11 protein-coding genes are annotated in these 17,992 nt (G+C 53.3%); 7 read left to right on the top strand and 4 right to left on the bottom strand.

All coding sequences use genetic code 11. The features are described 5' to 3' along the window. Positions 1 to 115: 115 nt before the first annotated feature. The 4 genes from MXE39_RS01905 to guaB form a co-directional block, all read right to left on the bottom strand. The gene (locus MXE39_RS01905) at positions 116 to 862 is read right to left on the bottom strand and encodes a DUF4241 domain-containing protein (protein ID WP_246976762.1); all 747 of its coding nucleotides are present in this window, start codon (positions 860 to 862) and stop codon (positions 116 to 118) included. Between the two features lie 302 nt (positions 863 to 1,164). Beyond that, positions 1,165 to 2,136 (bottom strand): hypothetical protein, encoded by a 972-nt coding sequence (locus MXE39_RS01910; RefSeq protein ID WP_246976759.1) that lies wholly within the window; start codon positions 2,134 to 2,136, stop codon positions 1,165 to 1,167. 1,514 nt (positions 2,137 to 3,650) lie between these two features. After that, the gene (gene guaA, locus MXE39_RS01915; RefSeq protein ID WP_246976847.1) at positions 3,651 to 5,216 is read right to left on the bottom strand and encodes a glutamine-hydrolyzing GMP synthase; all 1,566 of its coding nucleotides are present in this window, start codon (positions 5,214 to 5,216) and stop codon (positions 3,651 to 3,653) included. Between the two features lie 704 nt (positions 5,217 to 5,920). Then, positions 5,921 to 7,384: an IMP dehydrogenase gene (gene guaB / locus MXE39_RS01920; RefSeq protein WP_246976756.1), complete on the bottom strand. Its 1,464-nt coding sequence runs from the start codon at positions 7,382 to 7,384 to the stop codon at positions 5,921 to 5,923. 681 nt (positions 7,385 to 8,065) lie between these two features. Here guaB and MXE39_RS01925 point away from each other — a divergent pair. The 7 genes from MXE39_RS01925 to MXE39_RS01955 all read left to right on the top strand — a co-directional run bounded on the left by MXE39_RS01925 (position 8,066) and on the right by MXE39_RS01955 (position 17,678). Further along, positions 8,066 to 8,953 carry a hypothetical protein gene (locus MXE39_RS01925; RefSeq protein WP_246976753.1) on the top strand — a complete coding sequence of 296 codons (888 nt, stop codon included), beginning with the start codon at positions 8,066 to 8,068 and terminating at the stop codon, positions 8,951 to 8,953. A gap of 351 nt (positions 8,954 to 9,304) precedes the next feature. Beyond that, positions 9,305 to 9,841 carry an NfeD family protein gene (locus MXE39_RS01930; RefSeq protein ID WP_246976751.1) on the top strand — a complete coding sequence of 179 codons (537 nt, stop codon included), beginning with the start codon at positions 9,305 to 9,307 and terminating at the stop codon, positions 9,839 to 9,841. Positions 9,842 to 10,155: 314 nt separating this feature from the next. After that, positions 10,156 to 11,115 carry an SPFH domain-containing protein gene (locus MXE39_RS01935; RefSeq protein WP_246976748.1) on the top strand — a complete coding sequence of 320 codons (960 nt, stop codon included), beginning with the start codon at positions 10,156 to 10,158 and terminating at the stop codon, positions 11,113 to 11,115. A gap of 785 nt (positions 11,116 to 11,900) precedes the next feature. After that, the gene (locus tag MXE39_RS01940) at positions 11,901 to 12,695 is read left to right on the top strand and encodes a DarT ssDNA thymidine ADP-ribosyltransferase family protein (RefSeq protein WP_246976746.1); all 795 of its coding nucleotides are present in this window, start codon (positions 11,901 to 11,903) and stop codon (positions 12,693 to 12,695) included. 294 nt (positions 12,696 to 12,989) lie between these two features. Further along, complete coding sequence (locus MXE39_RS01945) at positions 12,990 to 14,585, top strand: 3'-5' exonuclease (RefSeq protein ID WP_246976743.1); 1,596 nt, start codon at positions 12,990 to 12,992, stop codon at positions 14,583 to 14,585. Next, positions 14,582 to 15,301: a DarT ssDNA thymidine ADP-ribosyltransferase family protein gene (locus tag MXE39_RS01950; RefSeq protein ID WP_246976740.1), complete on the top strand. Its 720-nt coding sequence runs from the start codon at positions 14,582 to 14,584 to the stop codon at positions 15,299 to 15,301. The genes MXE39_RS01945 and MXE39_RS01950 overlap by 4 nt, the downstream gene beginning before the upstream one ends. Positions 15,302 to 15,461: 160 nt before the next feature. Beyond that, positions 15,462 to 17,678, top strand: coding sequence for an ADP-ribosylglycohydrolase family protein (locus tag MXE39_RS01955; protein WP_246976737.1), 2,217 nt, complete (start codon positions 15,462 to 15,464; stop codon positions 17,676 to 17,678). Positions 17,679 to 17,992: the final 314 nt, after the last annotated feature.

Raw genomic sequence — 17,992 nt, forward strand, 5'->3', positions numbered from 1 at the left:
CGCCTGATGTCTTCACTGCGGTACAGTGCTTATGGCGACCTGAATCTGATGCCCTTTGGCCAGTAAGAGTACTTACCTGCTGACCTGACTCTGTCAGGCTGCCGCCCGCCCGGTATCAGTCATCACTGTCCTCTTCATCATCCTCGTAAAGGTCGATAAAATGGACGTAAACTGCGCAGACTTTGCCGCCGGCATCGTAACCAAAATAAACCGCATAATATCCGTCACCAAATCCTGAGGCGAACACAGGCAGATCACAGTCGCTGTCAGGCACCTCCCACTTGACCCAGTCTCCACCCTCTGTCTGATACTGAGGCATGTTACGGACGCTCTCCTCCAGCAGATCGCAGAAGAGATCATTGTAAGGATCGATGCTGTCGTCCTCCTCAAGACGCTTACCCCACCAGGCGCTGAAGGCAGGCTGCACTCCGGCATCAGCAATACAGGCCATACCGGCATCCACGCCAAAACCGAAAATGGCATTCTCATCAGGATCAAACTCCTCATCAAGATTTTCCTGACCGGTCATGGCCATTTCATAACGCACCGGCTTTTCATCAGAAACAAGCAGTCGGGCACAGGCACAGCGATTTCCCCATTGCTCATACAGAGCAATGCACAGATCAACCTTATAGCTGCCCGGCTCAATACTCTGAATAAATGGCTGAACATCTTCAAGCTCGATAAATGGATCGCAGGCAATGACCTTTCCAGAAGGAAAACGCACCATGCCCAGATCTACCTTTCCAAGTCTGACCCCTTTTATCTGCTCCTGGGTGAAATAGGAGTCCAGATCTGTCCTGCAGCGCAGGCTCTCCTTTATGGCCTCATACTTTTCCAGCCATTGAGTCGATACACTCATAAAATCTCCTTAGCTTACACAAAAAATCAAAGATGCCCCTGGACCTGTGACAGCGGCTGTTTCAAAGCTTTATAACTGCCCGCCCAGCCGGGTCCAGCCTGCCGGGGAGGGGTCAACCTGCCGGGGCAGACCTGCGGGGCAGGCCTGCCAGGTCGATCTGCCGGGGGAAGATCAGCCTGATCAACCTGCCGGGGACAGGTACGCCAGCACACCAGAATTTGACAGCCCGGCCGCTGCAGACTGGCAGCATACTTTATCCTGAGACGATATGACAGGTACAGAAACCGGGCAATGGCTGGTGGTTAAAGCTTAAGGTCATCAAGCCTGATAACAGGACGGCAGAAGTCAAAGTTGATATTGAGCTGCTGACCACCTTTTACCTGAGGACGGGCATGGGGTGAGGCCGGCAGATAACCCATATAAGGACCAAGACCACCGCAGATATTGCAGCCGCCGTCACCTCCGCATACTGTTCTTTCCTCTGCGTCTACCAGCTCATACTGGTACGGGTCATAGCCTATGGACAGGCCAAAAAAGTTAGGCTCCTCAAGGGTATAAGGACGATCGTCACCATCCTCTTTGAAGTACTTAATACACATGTCAGATGTAAAGTAATCACCACAGGCAAATAATGTGCGGCATCCACCTCCGCACAGCCATGCCCACTCGTCAGCCGTAGCCATGGTAAAGCCCTGACGGCTCAACAGCTCTTTGAGCTCCTTTAAGGTGACCTCATGGGCCAGAAATGCCCTGATCTGATCTCCTTTCTTTTCAAAACGTACCGTCTTGTGAATTTCAATGCTACGTCTGTCATGATCTTTTTCAAGCTGCCTGAGGCTGCTCCTCCACTTTGGCAGGATACGTTTGTCGTTAACATCGACCTCCTCCCAGCCCAGAGGCTCATATCGGCGGGCCACCAGCAGCGGAGGTGCGGTGAAAGAACGTACAGCAGTCATGCCCTGAGCCAACAGCTCAGGTATGGAGCAGTCAATCTCATACTCATCCATGACACAGTTCAGCTCTTCAGTGGTATCTTCATCAAGGCCCTGCTCAAAGTGATCCCAGCCCAGAGTAACCTCAGCTCCCGGAACCAGTACCATTTCACGGCCGTGAGCCTCAAAAACACCGGTAGTGCAGCTGCGGCCCCAGCGCTCAAAGCGCTCAATACGCAGCAGCCGGACCCCGGTGTGCTGTGCAATCAGCTCCATAATTTGCTGACGACGCTCATCACTCAGAGCATCAAACTCAGGCAACATCAGCTCACTCATCCCCATAATCTGCCTCCAGATAACAACATGACAACAGAAATAACCACGCCTGGTACTGTACTGGCATGCCAGGTTCAGCCATGCATGTCCCGGCATGGCCTGGCATGGCCCCGCACAGCCTGTCTGAGGCCGGCATGGCAAGGCATTGAAAAGAACCAGCGCCCATAGCACAGGGCAGATCATCAAGAAACTGATGGCCTCAAAGCATGTCAATGTCATGGTGCATAAGCACTATGTGCACATCAACAATCTTATCTCTGAGGCAGCATGATCCCTGATTATTACAGACATCTGGCATGTGACCATCATGATCTGCCTGCAAGCAGATGAATACATACATTACTGCTGCAGATATATCAGTCACCATCACAGTATAGTTTTGTCTCATTAAGAAAAGTTATAAAAGTGAAGTGAGCTTCATCACATAAGCTGATAAAACTGATGAGCTGACTGCATAAGACATAAGCAGATCACCATACTGAACATCAGACAGAAGGTCCTGTCAGCATGCAGCCCGAATGGTCAGCATTCATCACTTTTGGCAGGCATTCGGCACGCTCGGCGATCATTCATCCCGGACGGCCGTCATTCGCCCAGTAGGGCATGAATAGCGGACGGCGAGCCGGCAGGATGCACTGCAGACATAAACAAGGCGGGCAGGCGTGCTTTAAAAAGCACTCAAGGCAGAAAAACACAGGAATCAGCGCCCCGGGACCTGGGCAGGGAAAAGACGGGAAGGAAGTGTACAAAAAAGCCCGGGCAAGCACAGGGCTGAAGAGAGGTAAGAATACCCATTGGATGGAGCAACATGCTGAAATCTGGGCCATATGCCGAAGCAAGGCCAGGGTGAGAGCACAGTGAATACAGCTTTGCAGCCACTGCCAGGTCTACAGCTTCCAGGGGAATGATAAGGCTCATGGCTATATGAGCAGCCATTGAAATCGGGGGTGAGCTGTAACGTAAATCTGCAGAGCTTCAAACAGCCCGGGAACAGCTGTTTGCGATGACATAAGGGCGCATTGCAGACCAGAAAATTGTGGCATGATTCTGCCCTTTACAGCTAAAGTACCGCTCCAGGACAGAAATTGCATAGGCACGTTGCGCATCAGAGTACCCCATGAGTACCGCATCATCACCTGTATGCCTCTCAGTATGAAAGATACTGCTCCATATAACCCCCTCAGGTGACAATATATGACAGCTGCAATAAGCAGCATAACCACAGCTTTGTTGATAATTCAGCCAGATAAGCATAAGAGCCTGTTGGCAGATCACCTCATACGCCACGTAACCACAGCACATGGTCGCAGGCCAGGATCAGCCTTAATCTGCACTCAGGCCCTGTGTTCTAAATACAGCAAGACCCGGTCCTGAAGCCTTTGTGAGCCTGAGACTCACAGCAGCGACAGAAGACCGGGCCTGCTGTATTTACGTGCTGCAGCATGATCAGTGCTACATGGGGCACCTGAGCACCAGAGGTAGAGGCATCATGGAACACTCATGCTGCAGACAGATGGGAATTACTCCCACTCAATAGTTGCTGGTGGCTTGCCGGAAACGTCGTAACAGACGCGGGAAATACCATTGACCTCATTGATGATGCGGTTGGAAATGCGGCCAAGAAGATCATATGGCAGCTCGGCCCACTTGGCAGTCATGAAGTCGATGGTCTTTACTGCACGCAGACAGACCACATAGTCGTAGCGGCGGCCATCACCCATAACACCCACTGAGCGCACTGGCAGGAAGACAGTAAAGGCCTGGCTTACCTGGTCATACCAGCCACTTGAATTGAGCTCTTCCATAAAGATAGCATCAGCCTGGCGCAGCAGATCCAGATACTCCTTCTTAACCTCACCAAGAACACGGACACCAAGACCAGGACCTGGGAATGGGTGGCGCTGTACCATCTTGACTGGCAGGCCCAGCTCAACACCAATACGGCGTACCTCGTCCTTGAAGAGCTCACGCAGAGGCTCAACAAGCTTGAACTTGAGGTCCTCTGGCAGACCGCCTACATTGTGGTGGGACTTGATGACATGAGCCTTGCCACACTTGGTCTGGGCAGACTCAACCACGTCAGGGTAAATAGTGCCCTGAGCCAGGAAGTCAACGCCGTCGAGCTTGCGGGCTTCATCGGCAAAGACATCAATGAAGGTGTGGCCGATAGCCTTACGCTTGGCCTCAGGGTCGGAAATACCCTCAAGAGCCTTTAAGAAGCGCTCGCTGGCATCAGCATAGACAATGTTCAGACCAAGGCCGGAGAACATCTCCTTAACCTGCTGACCCTCATTAAGACGCAGAAGACCGTTATCTACAAACACACAGACCAGCTGATCGCCAATGGCCTTGTGCAGCAGCAGAGCGGTAACAGATGAATCAACACCACCAGACAGTCCCAGCAGCACTTTGGAGCTGCCCACCTGGGCACGAATGCGCTCTACGGCGTCATCGATAATGGCACCTGAAGACCACAGGCCGTGCAGGCCGCAGACATCGATAACAAAACGGCGCAGGAATTCACCGCCCTGCTTTGAGTGAGTTACCTCAGGGTGGAACTGAACACCAAAGAAACGGCGCTTTTCATCATAGACAGCAGCATATGGACAGGTGTCGGTGGAACCTACGGTTACAAAGCCTTCAGGGACGGCAGTAACCTTGTCACCATGGCTCATCCAGACGTCCAGACGGCTGGCTCCTTCGTGATCGGTAAGGCCGTCAAAGAGCGGGCAGGATGCAACTACATCCATGGCAGCATAGCCATATTCGCGCTTGTCAGAGCCCTCAACTTTACCGCCCAGCTGCACAGACATGGTCTGCAGACCGTAGCAGATACCAAGGACAGGAACACCGGCCTCAAATACCCACTCTGGAGCACGTGGTGAGCCTTCCTCGGTGGTGGACTCAGGACTGCCCGAGAGAATAATGCCCTGAGGAGCAAATTCCTTCATGCGCTCGACATCGGCATCGAAAGGATAGATCTCGCAATATACGCCGATCTCTCTTACGCGGCGGGCAATCAGCTGTGTAACCTGTGATCCGAAGTCAAGGATCAGGATCTTCTCAGAATGAATATTGGTCATCAGTGGAATAAACCTGCATCTAAAGTGAGTTTTGCAGCCCTGTAATCTCTGACAGAGCCTGTGCTGCCTGACAGCAGCCCTGCTGGTGGCCCCATGCATAAGCTTTAAATAGCACGCTCATGCACTGCCACACAATAAATGGATAATTTTACCCTACCATGCCCCCTGCGGCACGAAACAGGGGCAATTTATCTGATTTTCCCTGCCAGTCCCCTAAGGCTGCCATATAAGACAGGCAGGCAGCTGCCCCCAACCCGTATGCAACCAGGCACAATGGCAGCAAGGCCGCCCTGCTGGACATCTCAATGGCCTGCAGCCAGCCCTGCGGCTGCCTGCATGGCTGCCTGCATGGCTGCCTGCATGGCTGCCTGCTCCGGCAGCAGTGCTGTTGCCGCACCTGAATACACGAAGCCCCGGCAGGGTATATCCCTGTCGGGGCTCCTCAGGTCAGCAGGGCCGATTTTTAGTTAAGGAGGCCAGCCTTACTGAACTGTCATGCTCTGTGCCTGCTACGGTAATGTCCTGACTTTTACCTTGCAGGCAGAGACAATTACAGGAGAAACCTGTAATTGCCGGATTGAGCATCAGGCCCGGCAGCCACCGTTAATACTGCTGCCATGGACCAGATCTCTGTGCTCAGAGCTTCTCAACGACTGCAGCCGTTACTGCAGTCTGTGAGCATTCTGAGCATCATGAGCATGCTGTGATTACTGGCTCTGGTAGTTTGGAGCCTCTTTGGTGATGGTTACGTCGTGTACGTGGGACTCGCGCATACCGGCACCGGTAATGCGGACGAACTGAGCTTTGGTACGCAGATCATCGATGGTGGCACAGCCGGTCAGACCCATGGCTGAACGCAGGCCGCCCATCTGCTGGTGGATAATGCCACGCAGGGCACCCTTGTAGGCAACGCGGCCTTCAATACCCTCTGGAACCAGCTTGTCAGCAGCATTGTCAGTCTGGAAGTAACGGTCAGCAGAACCCTTGGACATGGCGCCAAGAGAACCCATGCCACGATAGGACTTGTAAGAACGGCCCTGGTAGATTTCAATCTCACCTGGAGCCTCTTCGGTACCGGCAAACATGGAGCCTACCATGACGCAGTTGGCACCGGCAGCCAGAGCCTTGGCAATATCACCTGAGTAACGGATACCGCCGTCAGCAATAACCTTGATATCAGTACCCTTTAAGGCTTCAACAGCATTGGAAATTGCAGTCATCTGAGGGACGCCACAGCCGGTAACCATACGGGTAGTACAGATAGAGCCTGGACCAATACCTACCTTGACAGCGCTGACACCGGCCTCGGCAAGAGCCAGGGCACCGGCAGCGGTAGCAACGTTACCGCCAATAATAGGCAGATCAGGATAGGTCTTACGTAAGTAGGAAATACGGTCTAATACACCCTGGGAGTGACCGTGGGAGGAATCAACCAGTAATACGTCAACACCGGCTTCAACCAGAGCACGGGCACGCTCCTCATTGCCAGGACCGGCACCGATAGCTGCACCTACGCGCAGACGGCCCAGGGCATCCTTACAGGCATTTGGCTTGTTGGCGGCCTTGTTGAAGTCCTTTACGGTAATCATGCCCTTTAAGCGGAAAGCATCATCAACTACCAGAACCTTTTCAATACGGTTCTTCTGCATGAGCTCTACCACTTCCTCACGTGGGGTGTTCTCGCGCACAGTAACCAGACGCTCCTTAGGAGTCATGATCTGAGCCACCTTCAAGCTCAGGTCGGTAAGGAAACGTACATCACGGCCAGTGATAATACCCATGAGGTTGCTGGCTTCATCAACTACAGGGAAGCCGGCAAAGCCGTACTTGGAGGTCAGGGAGCGGACATCAGCCAGAGTAGCATCAGGAGTAATGGTTACAGGCTTGGTAACCATGCCGCTTTCAAAACGCTTGACGCGCAGAACCTCTTCGGCCTGACGATCGACAGGCATGTTCTTGTGAATGAAGCCGATACCGCCTTCCTGAGCCAGGGCAATAGCCAGATTGGACTCGGTAACGGTATCCATAGCCGATGAAATCATCGGGATGTTGATCTTGATGTTGGAGGTTAAATAAGTGCTTAAATCAGCAGTATTTGGCAACACTGTAGAGTGTGCTGGTACTAATAAAAGATCATCAAAGGTCAGGGCTTCTTCAACGATGCGCAGCATAAATGCCTCCTTAACTAAAATTTGGCAGATTATATCAAAAAGACTGATATATGACGCATAACCGACAAAGTAATTTTTCAGATTTTGCAAGCACAAAGATCACAGTTTTGGCAGCTACCCCCTGAAAATCCCGACCCCACGCCTTTTCCATCCCCCTTTTGCTTATCTATGCCCTCCCTGAGCCATATAAAATTTATTTCCAGACGGCCTGCGCTCCCGCCTCCCATTAATGAAGATAAATGCAATAACTCTGAAAAAACACTGAAAACACTAAAACCTCCACCCTGCCGCCCAGCCCCTGCCCATCTAAAGCCCTCACCCTGTCTCCCAGCTCCTGCCCATCCAAAGCCCTCCCCCTACTGTCCAGCTCCTATCCTGCCGCCCCGCTCCTGCCCATCCAAAGCTCCCACCCAGGCGAGCAGCTCCTGTCATTCCAATGTCCCCCCATATAAAGGTACGCTCTCGCCTTTTCTGAAATCCTGCAACCAGGACCTGCTTACAGTACCGTTATATAGTTGCAGACTTCATGGTTCATTTATATGATGAAATATGTCATCGTGAGCAGCGCCGGCTGATGCTAAGACTTACCTGATAATGTTTTACTGGCCGTTGCGATATCAGTGGCAGATACTGTGCTATTGTTAATTTGAACAGTCATCATGTTGAGCAAAGGAGACGGCAGTGAAAACAAATGCCCTTTTTGAACCGGAAAATGGCGACTTCGTAAAATTCATTGACGAAATACACAGTCTGTCAGCTCATAATGCTGCTATTAATAAAGCTGCTGCCGAGCAAAAGCTCAATGGAGATATGGCCGGTTCCCGATCCAATGCCAGAAGCATGCGCAGTATTCGCAAACAGCATGAAAACACAATGCAGGAGATTAGCTCCAGTGCCCGCAAAGCAAACAACAGTCTTACCAGCGGATCCTGTGCTCACAATGTAGACTTTTCAGCCGGTCAGAACAGATTCAGTCGCAAGCAGCCAGTCCTGCACACCAGGGATTCAAATTTCAATCGTGCCAGCAGCTCATTCAAAGGCTCAGAGCGCTTTAAAAGCAAGGACCGCTCATTTGAGCGCAATGAAAGCAATTTCAGCCGCAAGGACAGCTCCTTTTACTCTCACAACAGCGCAAGCGCCCCTAAGGCACTCCAGGCTGACCGCAGTGGCCCCAGGGGCACGGCCAAGAGTAATTCAGCACAGGCAGGCGCGCCAGCCTCAGGCGGGTCGGGAAATTTGACCGGCATTAAAGGGCAGAAGAATCCGGTGCAAAGACGCAGCAATAATGCCCGGCAGCAAGCTGCATTAACTGGTGCTGTGCATGGTCAGGCCGGCGGATCTGCCGGTAACAATATGGCAGGCAATGTTCAGGGCATGGCAAAAGGATCTTCAGGAAGTAAAAAGGACAACAGATTCCTGCCTCTGATTCTGTTCTGGACTATGGGCGTACTGATGTTGATACTCGGCAACTTTAACATTGAGGAGGCCGTGCCAATCATGGTATTCATGTTCATAGTTCCTTTTTTTATTACTATGAACGCCGTAAAGAAATCCAGAAACAGACAGTAAGCCTTGCTGTGGCAAGCCTCAGGATACATACGTTATTATGGTCATGCAGCAACAGCGCAGTGAGATACCAGCAGGCTGCACAAAGACTGAAGTGTTTACAGCCAGGACACCGCCAGACTGCAGTGAGCACTGGCTGTCATATGGCATACTGCAGTGAATTCAGGCTGGTCGCAGCCATACTGCACTGAGCACTGGCAGGCGGCAGCATATCTGCATGTGCATGATGGCCCTGACAGAGAGCTGGAAAGATTCAGTGGCAGTATGAAGAACACAATGGCCGATGGAGCTTTGTGGTTAGCTCCCCTTAATGCAGACATGTGACCACGGGGTTTTAATTAGAGGAGTGTGGTTATGAGCTCAATCTATATTGCATGGTTTGTTACAGCTCTGATCCTGATCATTATAGAGATCAATATCATGAGCTTTTACCTTATGGCTCTGGCTCTTGGAGCCCTGGCCGGAGGCATTGCTGCATGGATGGATGGTACCTTTACCGCTCAGGCCATGACAGCGGGTATTGTCACCATTATTGCAGCATCTCTTTCATTCGTGCTGCGCAAAAAACTGCGTACCTCCAGAGACAAAAGCAATAACGTGCTGGACATTGGTCAGAGAGTTACCGTACAGCCTGCCAGCATCAGGGAAGATGGCTCCGCACGCGTAACTTACAGAGGCGCTCAGTGGGAGGCCTTTGCCTCTGAAGGCCCGGTAAGTGCCGGCATATGGATCATCAGTGCAGTCAACGGCACTCAGCTCATCCTTGGTCAGAAAGTATGTGAATATCCTTCACAGAACAAATCAGACACTTTATCTTCAGATTTACAAAGCGCCAACACTGATCAGCCACAGGGGCAATCTAAAGCAGCATCCTCAGACGTCCCGAATTAGACATTGCACTATCAGCACAGGACTCCAGCAGCGCTGAACGTCAGGACAGATAACAGCGCTTACTTACCCCCTGGGCAATGCCTGTATATCCTGGGTGTTCCCATACAAGGCTTTGCATGGTATTGCATGGCATGCCATTTATGTGTCCGGGGCCATGAATCAGGATCCATGGTGAAAGTCATGCCATGGTCCTTGTCAGCAGAATAGTCAACATTAACTTATCAGGAGATGGAAATTGTCTTTGCAGAATGCTGTTACTGCCCTGCTGTGGTCAGTAAAAACTGGTATCTGCGTGACTCGATCCTTTAACAAAAATGACCATTTTCGACATCATTTCCGCACCGCTGGTTTTTGCCATAGTTTTTGTATTTTTGGCTGTTGTCTTTGCCTACAAAGGTATTAAGGTAGTACCTCAGCAGTCAGCCTGGGTAGTTGAGCGTCTTGGCAAGTTCAACACCGTACTCAACCCTGGTCTGAACTTCATAATTCCTTTCATTGACAACGTGGCCTACCGCCACTCCCTCAAGGAAATTCCTCTGGATACCCCGGCTCAGGTATGTATCACCCGTGACAACACTCAGCTTAGTGTAGACGGCGTGCTCTTCTTCCAGGTAACTGACCCTATGCGTGCCAGCTATGGTACCTCCAACTATGTCATCGCCATTACCCAGCTGGCTCAGACCACCCTGCGTTCGGTCATCGGCCGCATGGAGCTGGACAAGACCTTTGAAGAGCGTGACGTCATCAACTCCGAAGTAGTATCAGCCATTGATGATGCTGCTCTTAACTGGGGTGTAAAGGTACTGCGTTATGAAATCAAGGATCTGACTCCTCCGGCTGTTATTCTGCAGGCCATGCAGCAGCAGATTACCGCCGAGCGTGAAAAGCGTGCTCTGATCGCCGAGTCTGAGGGCCGCAAGCAGGAGCAGATCAATCTTGCTACCGGTGAAAAGCAGGCTGCCATTGCCCGCTCCGAAGGTGAAAAGCAGGCTGAAATCAATATGGCCGAAGGTCAGGCTGCCGCTACTCTGGCCATTGCTACCGCCACTGCTGAAGCTATCCGCAAAGTTGCCGAGGCCACAGAGGCCAAGGGTGGCATGACTGCCGTTAACCTGCAGGTGGCCGAGAAGTACGTTCAGGCCTTCAGTGAAATGGCCCGTACCAACAACACCCTGATTGTACCTGCCAACCTGGGTGACATGACCAGCCTCATCAGCTCCGCCATGAAGATCGTTCAGGGCAACAACAACACCACTCCACCAGCAGCACGTTAGTCCTGAAGCGCAGGCCATCAAGGCCATGCGCCATGGCGCCTTGCCATTCTGCAGCCACCGGGCTCCCTGAGCGGCGCCCGCGCACCGACCGCCCTGCCTGCATCAAATGCCAGTGGCTGCAGGCAGGCTGCATGCTGCACCGCAGCTGGCCATACTCAAAAGCCGTCCTGTCTCCAGTACAGACGGCTTTTTTGTTTTCATAGCCTGGCCAGGCGTTGCGCTGGCTCACATTTTTGTCATTCGCTGGCAACTTATGGGTTAAGACAGCACTCATAGCCGACAAAATGCATGGTCATAATCCCCCAAATACTGTATAAATGACGGTGCAAACCTGAATCATAGTGAGCAACATCAAGCATCCACAGGATACGGTCTGAATTCTGCCTTTATGATGCCTGTGCCTGTCCGTACAGAGATATCAGCTTTCTCTGCCAGCTGATACCTGTATGTCACTTATGCTTTCACTGAATGAATGAATGAATACCTGCCGATCTGCCCGGCAGACAAATTTGTTCAAATGAGAGGTGACGATTGTGTTCTGGCTCATTATTGTTTTTGGCCTTTTATGGTTGGTTGGATACCTTAATGAGGCGTCCAACAAAAAATCAGGCCGCAGCTCACGCAAGTACGGCAATCCATACTTACACTCACAGGCTGGATCAGGACTGGTAAATCAGAAGGCTGCTGCAAGGCCACTTTCCCGGCCGACACCGTCCACACAGACACCACAGTTGCAACTGCAGCCAAAACAGGCCAACAATGCAAAGCCTGCTGCCAATGCACAGATGTCACCGCCACGAAGACAACCTGCTGCACCGGCTCATCCAGATGCCGGTACTGCCTCCGGTAACGCTGCCGGGGGCACTGCAGGCACGGCTCCAGCTCAGCCTGCCAGTAATGTTATTTACATCTACAAACAGGTCAAAGAAGATGCCCTGCAAAGGGGCATTACAAAGCTCTGTCACTTTACCAGGTGCAGTAATCTCATCGGCATTCTCAAGGGTAACATGGGCCTGCTGCCCATAAGCTACATGAACAGTACAGGGCTCAGCTACACTCCATGCGATAACTCCCGCTGGGAAGGCCATCCTGAGTGTGTCTGCTGCTCCATTGAGTTTCCCAATGCCTTCTTCTTTGCCAAAGCCCGTGAGCGCAGCCCTGATGACTGGGTGGTCCTGCTTATTAATCCGTCTTACCTGTGGAGAGCCTCAACTCTGCTCAGTCCCTGCAACGCCTCCCGTGGCAAAGGCAAGTACATATCAAAAGGCCCGACTGCTTTCAGAGCCATGTTTGCTGACAAGTCTGCAGGCTCAGAGATTACCCGACCTGACAGACAGCTGGTCTGTGCTCCTACTGATATCCAGGCCGAGGCCCTGATTGCTGAAAGAATTGCAGTATCAGATATCACAGGAATGGTTTTCCAGAGTCAAAAGGATGCTGACCGGGCCATTGAAAGCCTCGCGACAAACAACATAAGAACCAATATCCCCATCTACATCGAGCATATGTTCTACGTCACCTATCCCCTGCTCAATAAGATCAACAGGGGCATCAGCCCGACTCTGACCCGATACCGCTAAGCCTCAACACAGCAACCCCACATCACAATGCCTCCTTGCCTCAATTGCAGGCAAGCAACCATTTGCATCAGGAAAGTAAGAAGAAATCACAACGTAAAGACAGCTCTGGCACCGCTCAAAGCTCTGCATATGATGCAGGGCCACAGGTTAATATGAGGCAGGGCCGCCGCTCAGGCGGCAGCTGCAGCAGCCGCATCAGCTGCATGGCTGCAGGCTTATGCCCGCGCGCGCAGTGCGTCGGGCAGCCTGGCTGTGACAGGGTGCCAGGCTCAATCACGACATCAGAGAGATGATATGAACTCATTACACGGCAGTGGCTTTATCCGGCCACTCAAAAGGCAAAGAGAGGTGCTCTACCTGCCGGTAACCGGCCACTCGGTTGTACAGGGTGTAGCCGGCAGCGGCAAGACAACCATGGCTCTGTTAAGGGCACAGTTTATGACTGAGCCTGGTCTTGAGCACAGCGGCCGCACTTTGATACTGACCTACAACAAATCACTGTGCTCCAGCATTGAAGGCTACATCAGACAGCAGGGTCTGAGTGTTCCGGGGCGGCATGGTGTAACGGCTGCCAACTATCACAGGCTGATAGTGGCTGACCTGTGCCGCCTCAAGGGCAAGCGTTCCTTCAAATACCCGTCAGCAAAAGATGGCGATGAGCTCATCTCAAAGGCAGTAGCCGAAGTCATGGCTGAAAACAGCGAGGTCAGCCTCTTCAGGCGCCCTCTTGAGTTCTTCAAGGACGAGATTGAGTGGATACTGCGCATGGGCATCAGCTCGGTAGATGAGTATGTTGAAGCCGAGCGTATCGGCCGTGGCCGTCATGTCCTGCTGCGTGCCCAGAGACCTTACATGTATCAGGTGATGGAGAGCTACCTCAAACTTCTCCGTAAGAGCGGCTTTGACTATGACTGGAATCTGGTGGTTGTCGACTGGTGCAGAGAGCTTGAGGCCGGAAAGATATCCTTCCCTTATCGTCATGTGATTATCGATGAGGGACAGGACCTGCCTCTGTGCCTGATACGGGCCCTGGGCAGTGCCTGCGGTGGTCTGGGCATTACTGAGGCTGTAAGCTACGAGGACGGCGATGTTAAGATAGATGCTGATGACGATTCTTATGATCTGGACGACTCTGATCCGGCCGACAGCACAGACGCTGACAGCAACAGCCCTGACTCTGCCCAGTCAAATAAGAAGCCGGGCTCACTGACCTTTTTCGTCGATGAAGCTCAGCAGATCTACGGTCCGCGCATCAGCTGGAAGAAGGCCGGTCTTAACATCAAGAAGGTATGGCGCCTGACTGAAAACTACCGCAACACTGCCGAGATCTTCAACCTTGCCCGTACCCTTGCTGAAAGTTACGAAGATGAGGACAGCCCTGACAAGAACCTCAGTGACAGCAGCACTCCTCATGGTCATGGCCAGAAGCCTTTCCTGTACAAGTGTTCCAGGTTCGACAGCCGCATGAACATGCTCAGGGACATTACAGACAGGTTCAACACCCGCAAGCAGCGTATCGGCATTCTGGTATCGACCCGCAAGCAGATGTATGAGGTCAAGAACAGCATTTTCGGATCCCAGACCATTGCCAATGGCGGTAACGACAAGATGACTCCTGATAATCCGGGCATCTATGTTTCCACCATACACTCGGCCAAGGGTCTGGAGTTTGACGTGGTAGTGCTACCTTACATGGATGCCGGCTTTTTCAGCGATCCCCGCACTGTCACTGAAGATGACAAGTATGCATTCAGCCGCATGATCAAGGAGTACAAGACTCTGTACGTAGCTGTGACCAGAGCCAGAGAGGAGCTGCATATTATGTTTGTGGACAATCTTACGGCCATGATGCCTGATGACCAGTCACTGTATCAGGAGGGCTCGGTATGATTGCTGATGTGAATACTCTGGACAGCGCCGACATTGATGTCGAGGTACGTGATCTGGTTGAAGAACGCGGGATTACCAGGCTGTGTCACTTCACCCAGTCGCGCAATCTTGCCCACATCTTTGGCGACCAGTCAGGACTGCAGGCTACCAATACGCTCAAGAAGTTCAGAATGCCTTTCAATGCCAGCGATGAGAACCGCTATGACCGTCATGAAGATCTGATCTGCTGCAGCATTGAATATCCCAATGTCTTCTACTTCACCACAGCCCGTGGCCGCGAGATTCTGTTCAAGGACTGGGCCGTTCTGCTGATCAGGCCTGACTATATCTGGCTTGAGAGCAGCCGTTTCTGTCCGTGCAATGCCGCAACCGGCGGCGGCGCATATGTATGCTCCGGTGTCGAGGGCTTTGACTCACTTTATGACGTAAGTCCGCCCGGCCCCAACACTGTAAGACGCGGCTCCCGCCACATGCACGAGGTCCCGACCAACATTCAGGCTGAGGTCATGGTCCAGGGTCAGATATCGTCCTCTGACATCACAGGCATTGTTTTTCAAAGTGAAAAACAGGCCCTGATGGAACTGACCAGGCTGAAGATTCTCAAGGTAGAGCTTGAGTGTCCAATGTATGTCTGCCCTGAGTTTTACGACAAGGTCGCCATGACCAATGCCATCAAAAACTCCGCAAAACCTGAAATGAAGCTCTTCAAGAGCTGACATGCCCCCGCCCTTAATGATGCTGTCCCCGGCCATACGGCCGCCACGTCCGCCATGGCTGCAGCGGCTTCCGCCGCTGTCCGGCCCGGGCATGGCATGGCCGGGCCGGCCGGGGCAGCATCCTGGCAGGGCAATGGTTTGAACGGGACGGGCTTGAGATATGAGTGAGCTGCCAATGGAAATTAATGTCGAAGATATGGCCATCGGCTCCATGCTGGGAGCTGCATATGGCGATGCTCTGGGCTGGCCCTGGGAAAGAGCCGGCCGCAACAAGGTAGACGCCGATGACAGCATCCCGCGCTTCATGCTGCGCTCCTGGCAGAGAATTGGCAGTTATGGCGCTTACCGGTACCGCGAAAGCATGAAGCCGGGCACCTGCTCTGATGATACCCAGATGATTATGTGTGTCAGCCGCTCCCTGCTGATGGGTGAGCGCTGGTTTGAGCACAGCACCACCAGGGAACTGCCTTTCTGGGCCATGTATGAAAGAGGTGGCGGCGGCGCCACCAAAAGGTCCATCAAGGCCTGGGCAGCAGGACAGGCACCATGGAGTCAGAGCCTGCCGCCTGAGAGCCGTGAAGATTACTTCATGGCCGGCGGCAATGGCGTTGCCATGAGGGTATTGCCTCATGTCATCAGGGGATTTCGCAGCGATTTCAGGCTGACGGCTGAGCGCATCTTTATCGACGGTATCACCACCCATGGCCACCCTGTGGCCCTTGCAGGTGCCCTGGCCTATGGATACGCTCTGTGGCTGATGATAAGACACAGCATCAATACCGTCAGTGCAGGGCAGCACTACCAGCTCGACCTGTCCGCCACTGGTGCCAGTCCCGGCAGCTCCGCTCCGATCAACATAGCTGACATTATGCTCAGCAATATCGCTCAGTGGTCAATGCTGCCTGACAGAGGAGTTCTTCCTGAGGACTGGACGGCCGGAGTTGACGGCTGCTCCTACGACTGGATGGGCAAGTGGGGCGAGGCCATAGACAGCCTCAGACAATACCTGACCATTGCTGCACAGAGCATGGCTAAGGGCGGTGCCGGTCATGAGAAGGACATGCAGGTCATGACCGCACTGCACTGCTTTGACCCGGCGATTAAAGGCGCCGGAACAGTAGCCGCAGCAGCTGCCATATACCTTGCTCAGTCATGGCAGCACCAGCCGGTTGAAGGAGTGATAAGCGCGGCCTTTGCCCGAGGCTCGGATACCGACACCATAGCCTCAATGTGCGGCGGACTGCTCGGCTGCATGAAAGGCAGCGCCTGGCTTGCGCAGGTACGCAGCCATATTCAGGATGAGGCCTGTCTTTGCGCTTATGCCCTCAAGCTTGCACAAGCTTCCTCAGATCCCCTTGAACCGGCCGGCCCCGCCCTCTACACCTTAAGCCCGAACGCTGAAGTACCATCAGAAAAGAAGCTTGCCCAGTGGAAGAAATGGCTGTTCAGCCAGTACCCGGGACCATCAGACTCACTGCCGCTGACAGAAGCTCATTACCAGGGCCATCAGGAAAATGGTGAGGACAAGGGCATAAGCATTGGTGAGGTCATGCTTCCTGACGGCCGCACAGCTCATGCAGCATTCTTCACCGGCCATGCCTTTAACCCTGCCAGACAGAGACTTACCTGCGCGCTTGTCACAGCTGACGGCCAGTCTATGTACATCAACATACTGATAAAGGTCGATCCAGCACCTCAGCCAGCCCCCGAGCCCGGCATCGAGTCCGGCTCGGCGCAGAGCGCAGGCCATGCAGTCAGCCCTGCAACAGTCAGCAACAGCCACAACAGTGAACTCCGCCCGGAGCAGTCAGCTGGCCAGCTGCCAGGACAGAGCCCCTCAGAGAGAGGCAATCAGACTGTGGCCGGCAACCATATTGTCGGCGGCGCTGATGCTGCCACAGCGCCGGGCATGTCAGCCGCTGTGGCTGTCCCGGCAGCGCAGCCACAAGCACAACAGCAGATGCCGCCCCTGCAGCAGGAGCGGCCTGACGGCGCTGTCAGCCCGGCTCCTGTCTGCCTTAAGGCCGGCTTCAAGCTCACTGCAGCCTCACTTGACAGGTCCCTTGCCTTCTACCGCGACGCTCTTGGTCTGAGGGTTAAGAAGAAAAATGCAGGCACCGTATCCTTTGAGCAGGGTCTGGTGCTGGTAAGCAGCGACTATCTGAGCCGCAAGGCCGGTATGGACGACTGGCTGGGTCTGCGCTCTTTAATCTACATTGAGGTGGCCGATCTGGATCTGAGCTTCAGCCGCCTGAGTTCATCCGGAGTCAAGATCCTCAGCACCCCGGCCCCATGGGGCAAGAGCGGCATGAGCTGTTTTCGCTGCCTGGACCCCGATGGCAATGTAGTTGAGGTCTTTGGCAAAACCCGAGGCTGACAGACCCGCGCCTGACCGGCCGCACGCCTCGTGCAGCTAAGTCAGGCACATGCCCCATGCCCGCAAAAGCCATTTCAGCCTGCCCGGACCATCAATGCCAACAGGGCCATGCTGCTGCAGCACAGCAGGCCCGATGGCCTGGCCCTTATGCAAAGGTCTGCAGCCATGGCTTAAAGTTCACACCAGGCTCGATCGGCGGTCTGGAAAAAGGTCAGGTTCAGGCTCAGGATCAAAGCCAGTTGATTACTGTGGCCGTTGTCAGGTCCAGGAAGGAAAGGCAGCCGCGATCGCGGCAGGATGGCAGGGCAGCGGGA

Source organism: Anaerobiospirillum sp. NML120511, assembly GCF_023050955.1.
GTDB lineage: Bacteria > Pseudomonadota > Gammaproteobacteria > Enterobacterales > Succinivibrionaceae > Anaerobiospirillum.

Bases quoted from the DNA above. Each gene is read 5' to 3' on its own strand.
- MXE39_RS01910 (WP_246976759.1), bottom strand. From the start codon at position 2,136: ATGGGGATGAGTGAGCTGATGTTGCCTGAGTTTGATGCTCTGAGTGAT.
- MXE39_RS01955 (WP_246976737.1), top strand. From the start codon at position 15,462: ATGAGTGAGCTGCCAATGGAAATTAATGTCGAAGATATGGCCATCGGC.
- MXE39_RS01945 (WP_246976743.1), top strand. From the start codon at position 12,990: ATGAACTCATTACACGGCAGTGGCTTTATCCGGCCACTCAAAAGGCAA.
- MXE39_RS01935 (WP_246976748.1), top strand. From the start codon at position 10,156: ATGACCATTTTCGACATCATTTCCGCACCGCTGGTTTTTGCCATAGTT.
- guaB (WP_246976756.1), bottom strand. From the start codon at position 7,384: ATGCTGCGCATCGTTGAAGAAGCCCTGACCTTTGATGATCTTTTATTA.
- MXE39_RS01940 (WP_246976746.1), top strand. From the start codon at position 11,901: ATGTCACCGCCACGAAGACAACCTGCTGCACCGGCTCATCCAGATGCC.
- MXE39_RS01950 (WP_246976740.1), top strand. From the start codon at position 14,582: ATGATTGCTGATGTGAATACTCTGGACAGCGCCGACATTGATGTCGAG.
- MXE39_RS01905 (WP_246976762.1), bottom strand. From the start codon at position 862: ATGAGTGTATCGACTCAATGGCTGGAAAAGTATGAGGCCATAAAGGAG.
- MXE39_RS01930 (WP_246976751.1), top strand. From the start codon at position 9,305: ATGAGCTCAATCTATATTGCATGGTTTGTTACAGCTCTGATCCTGATC.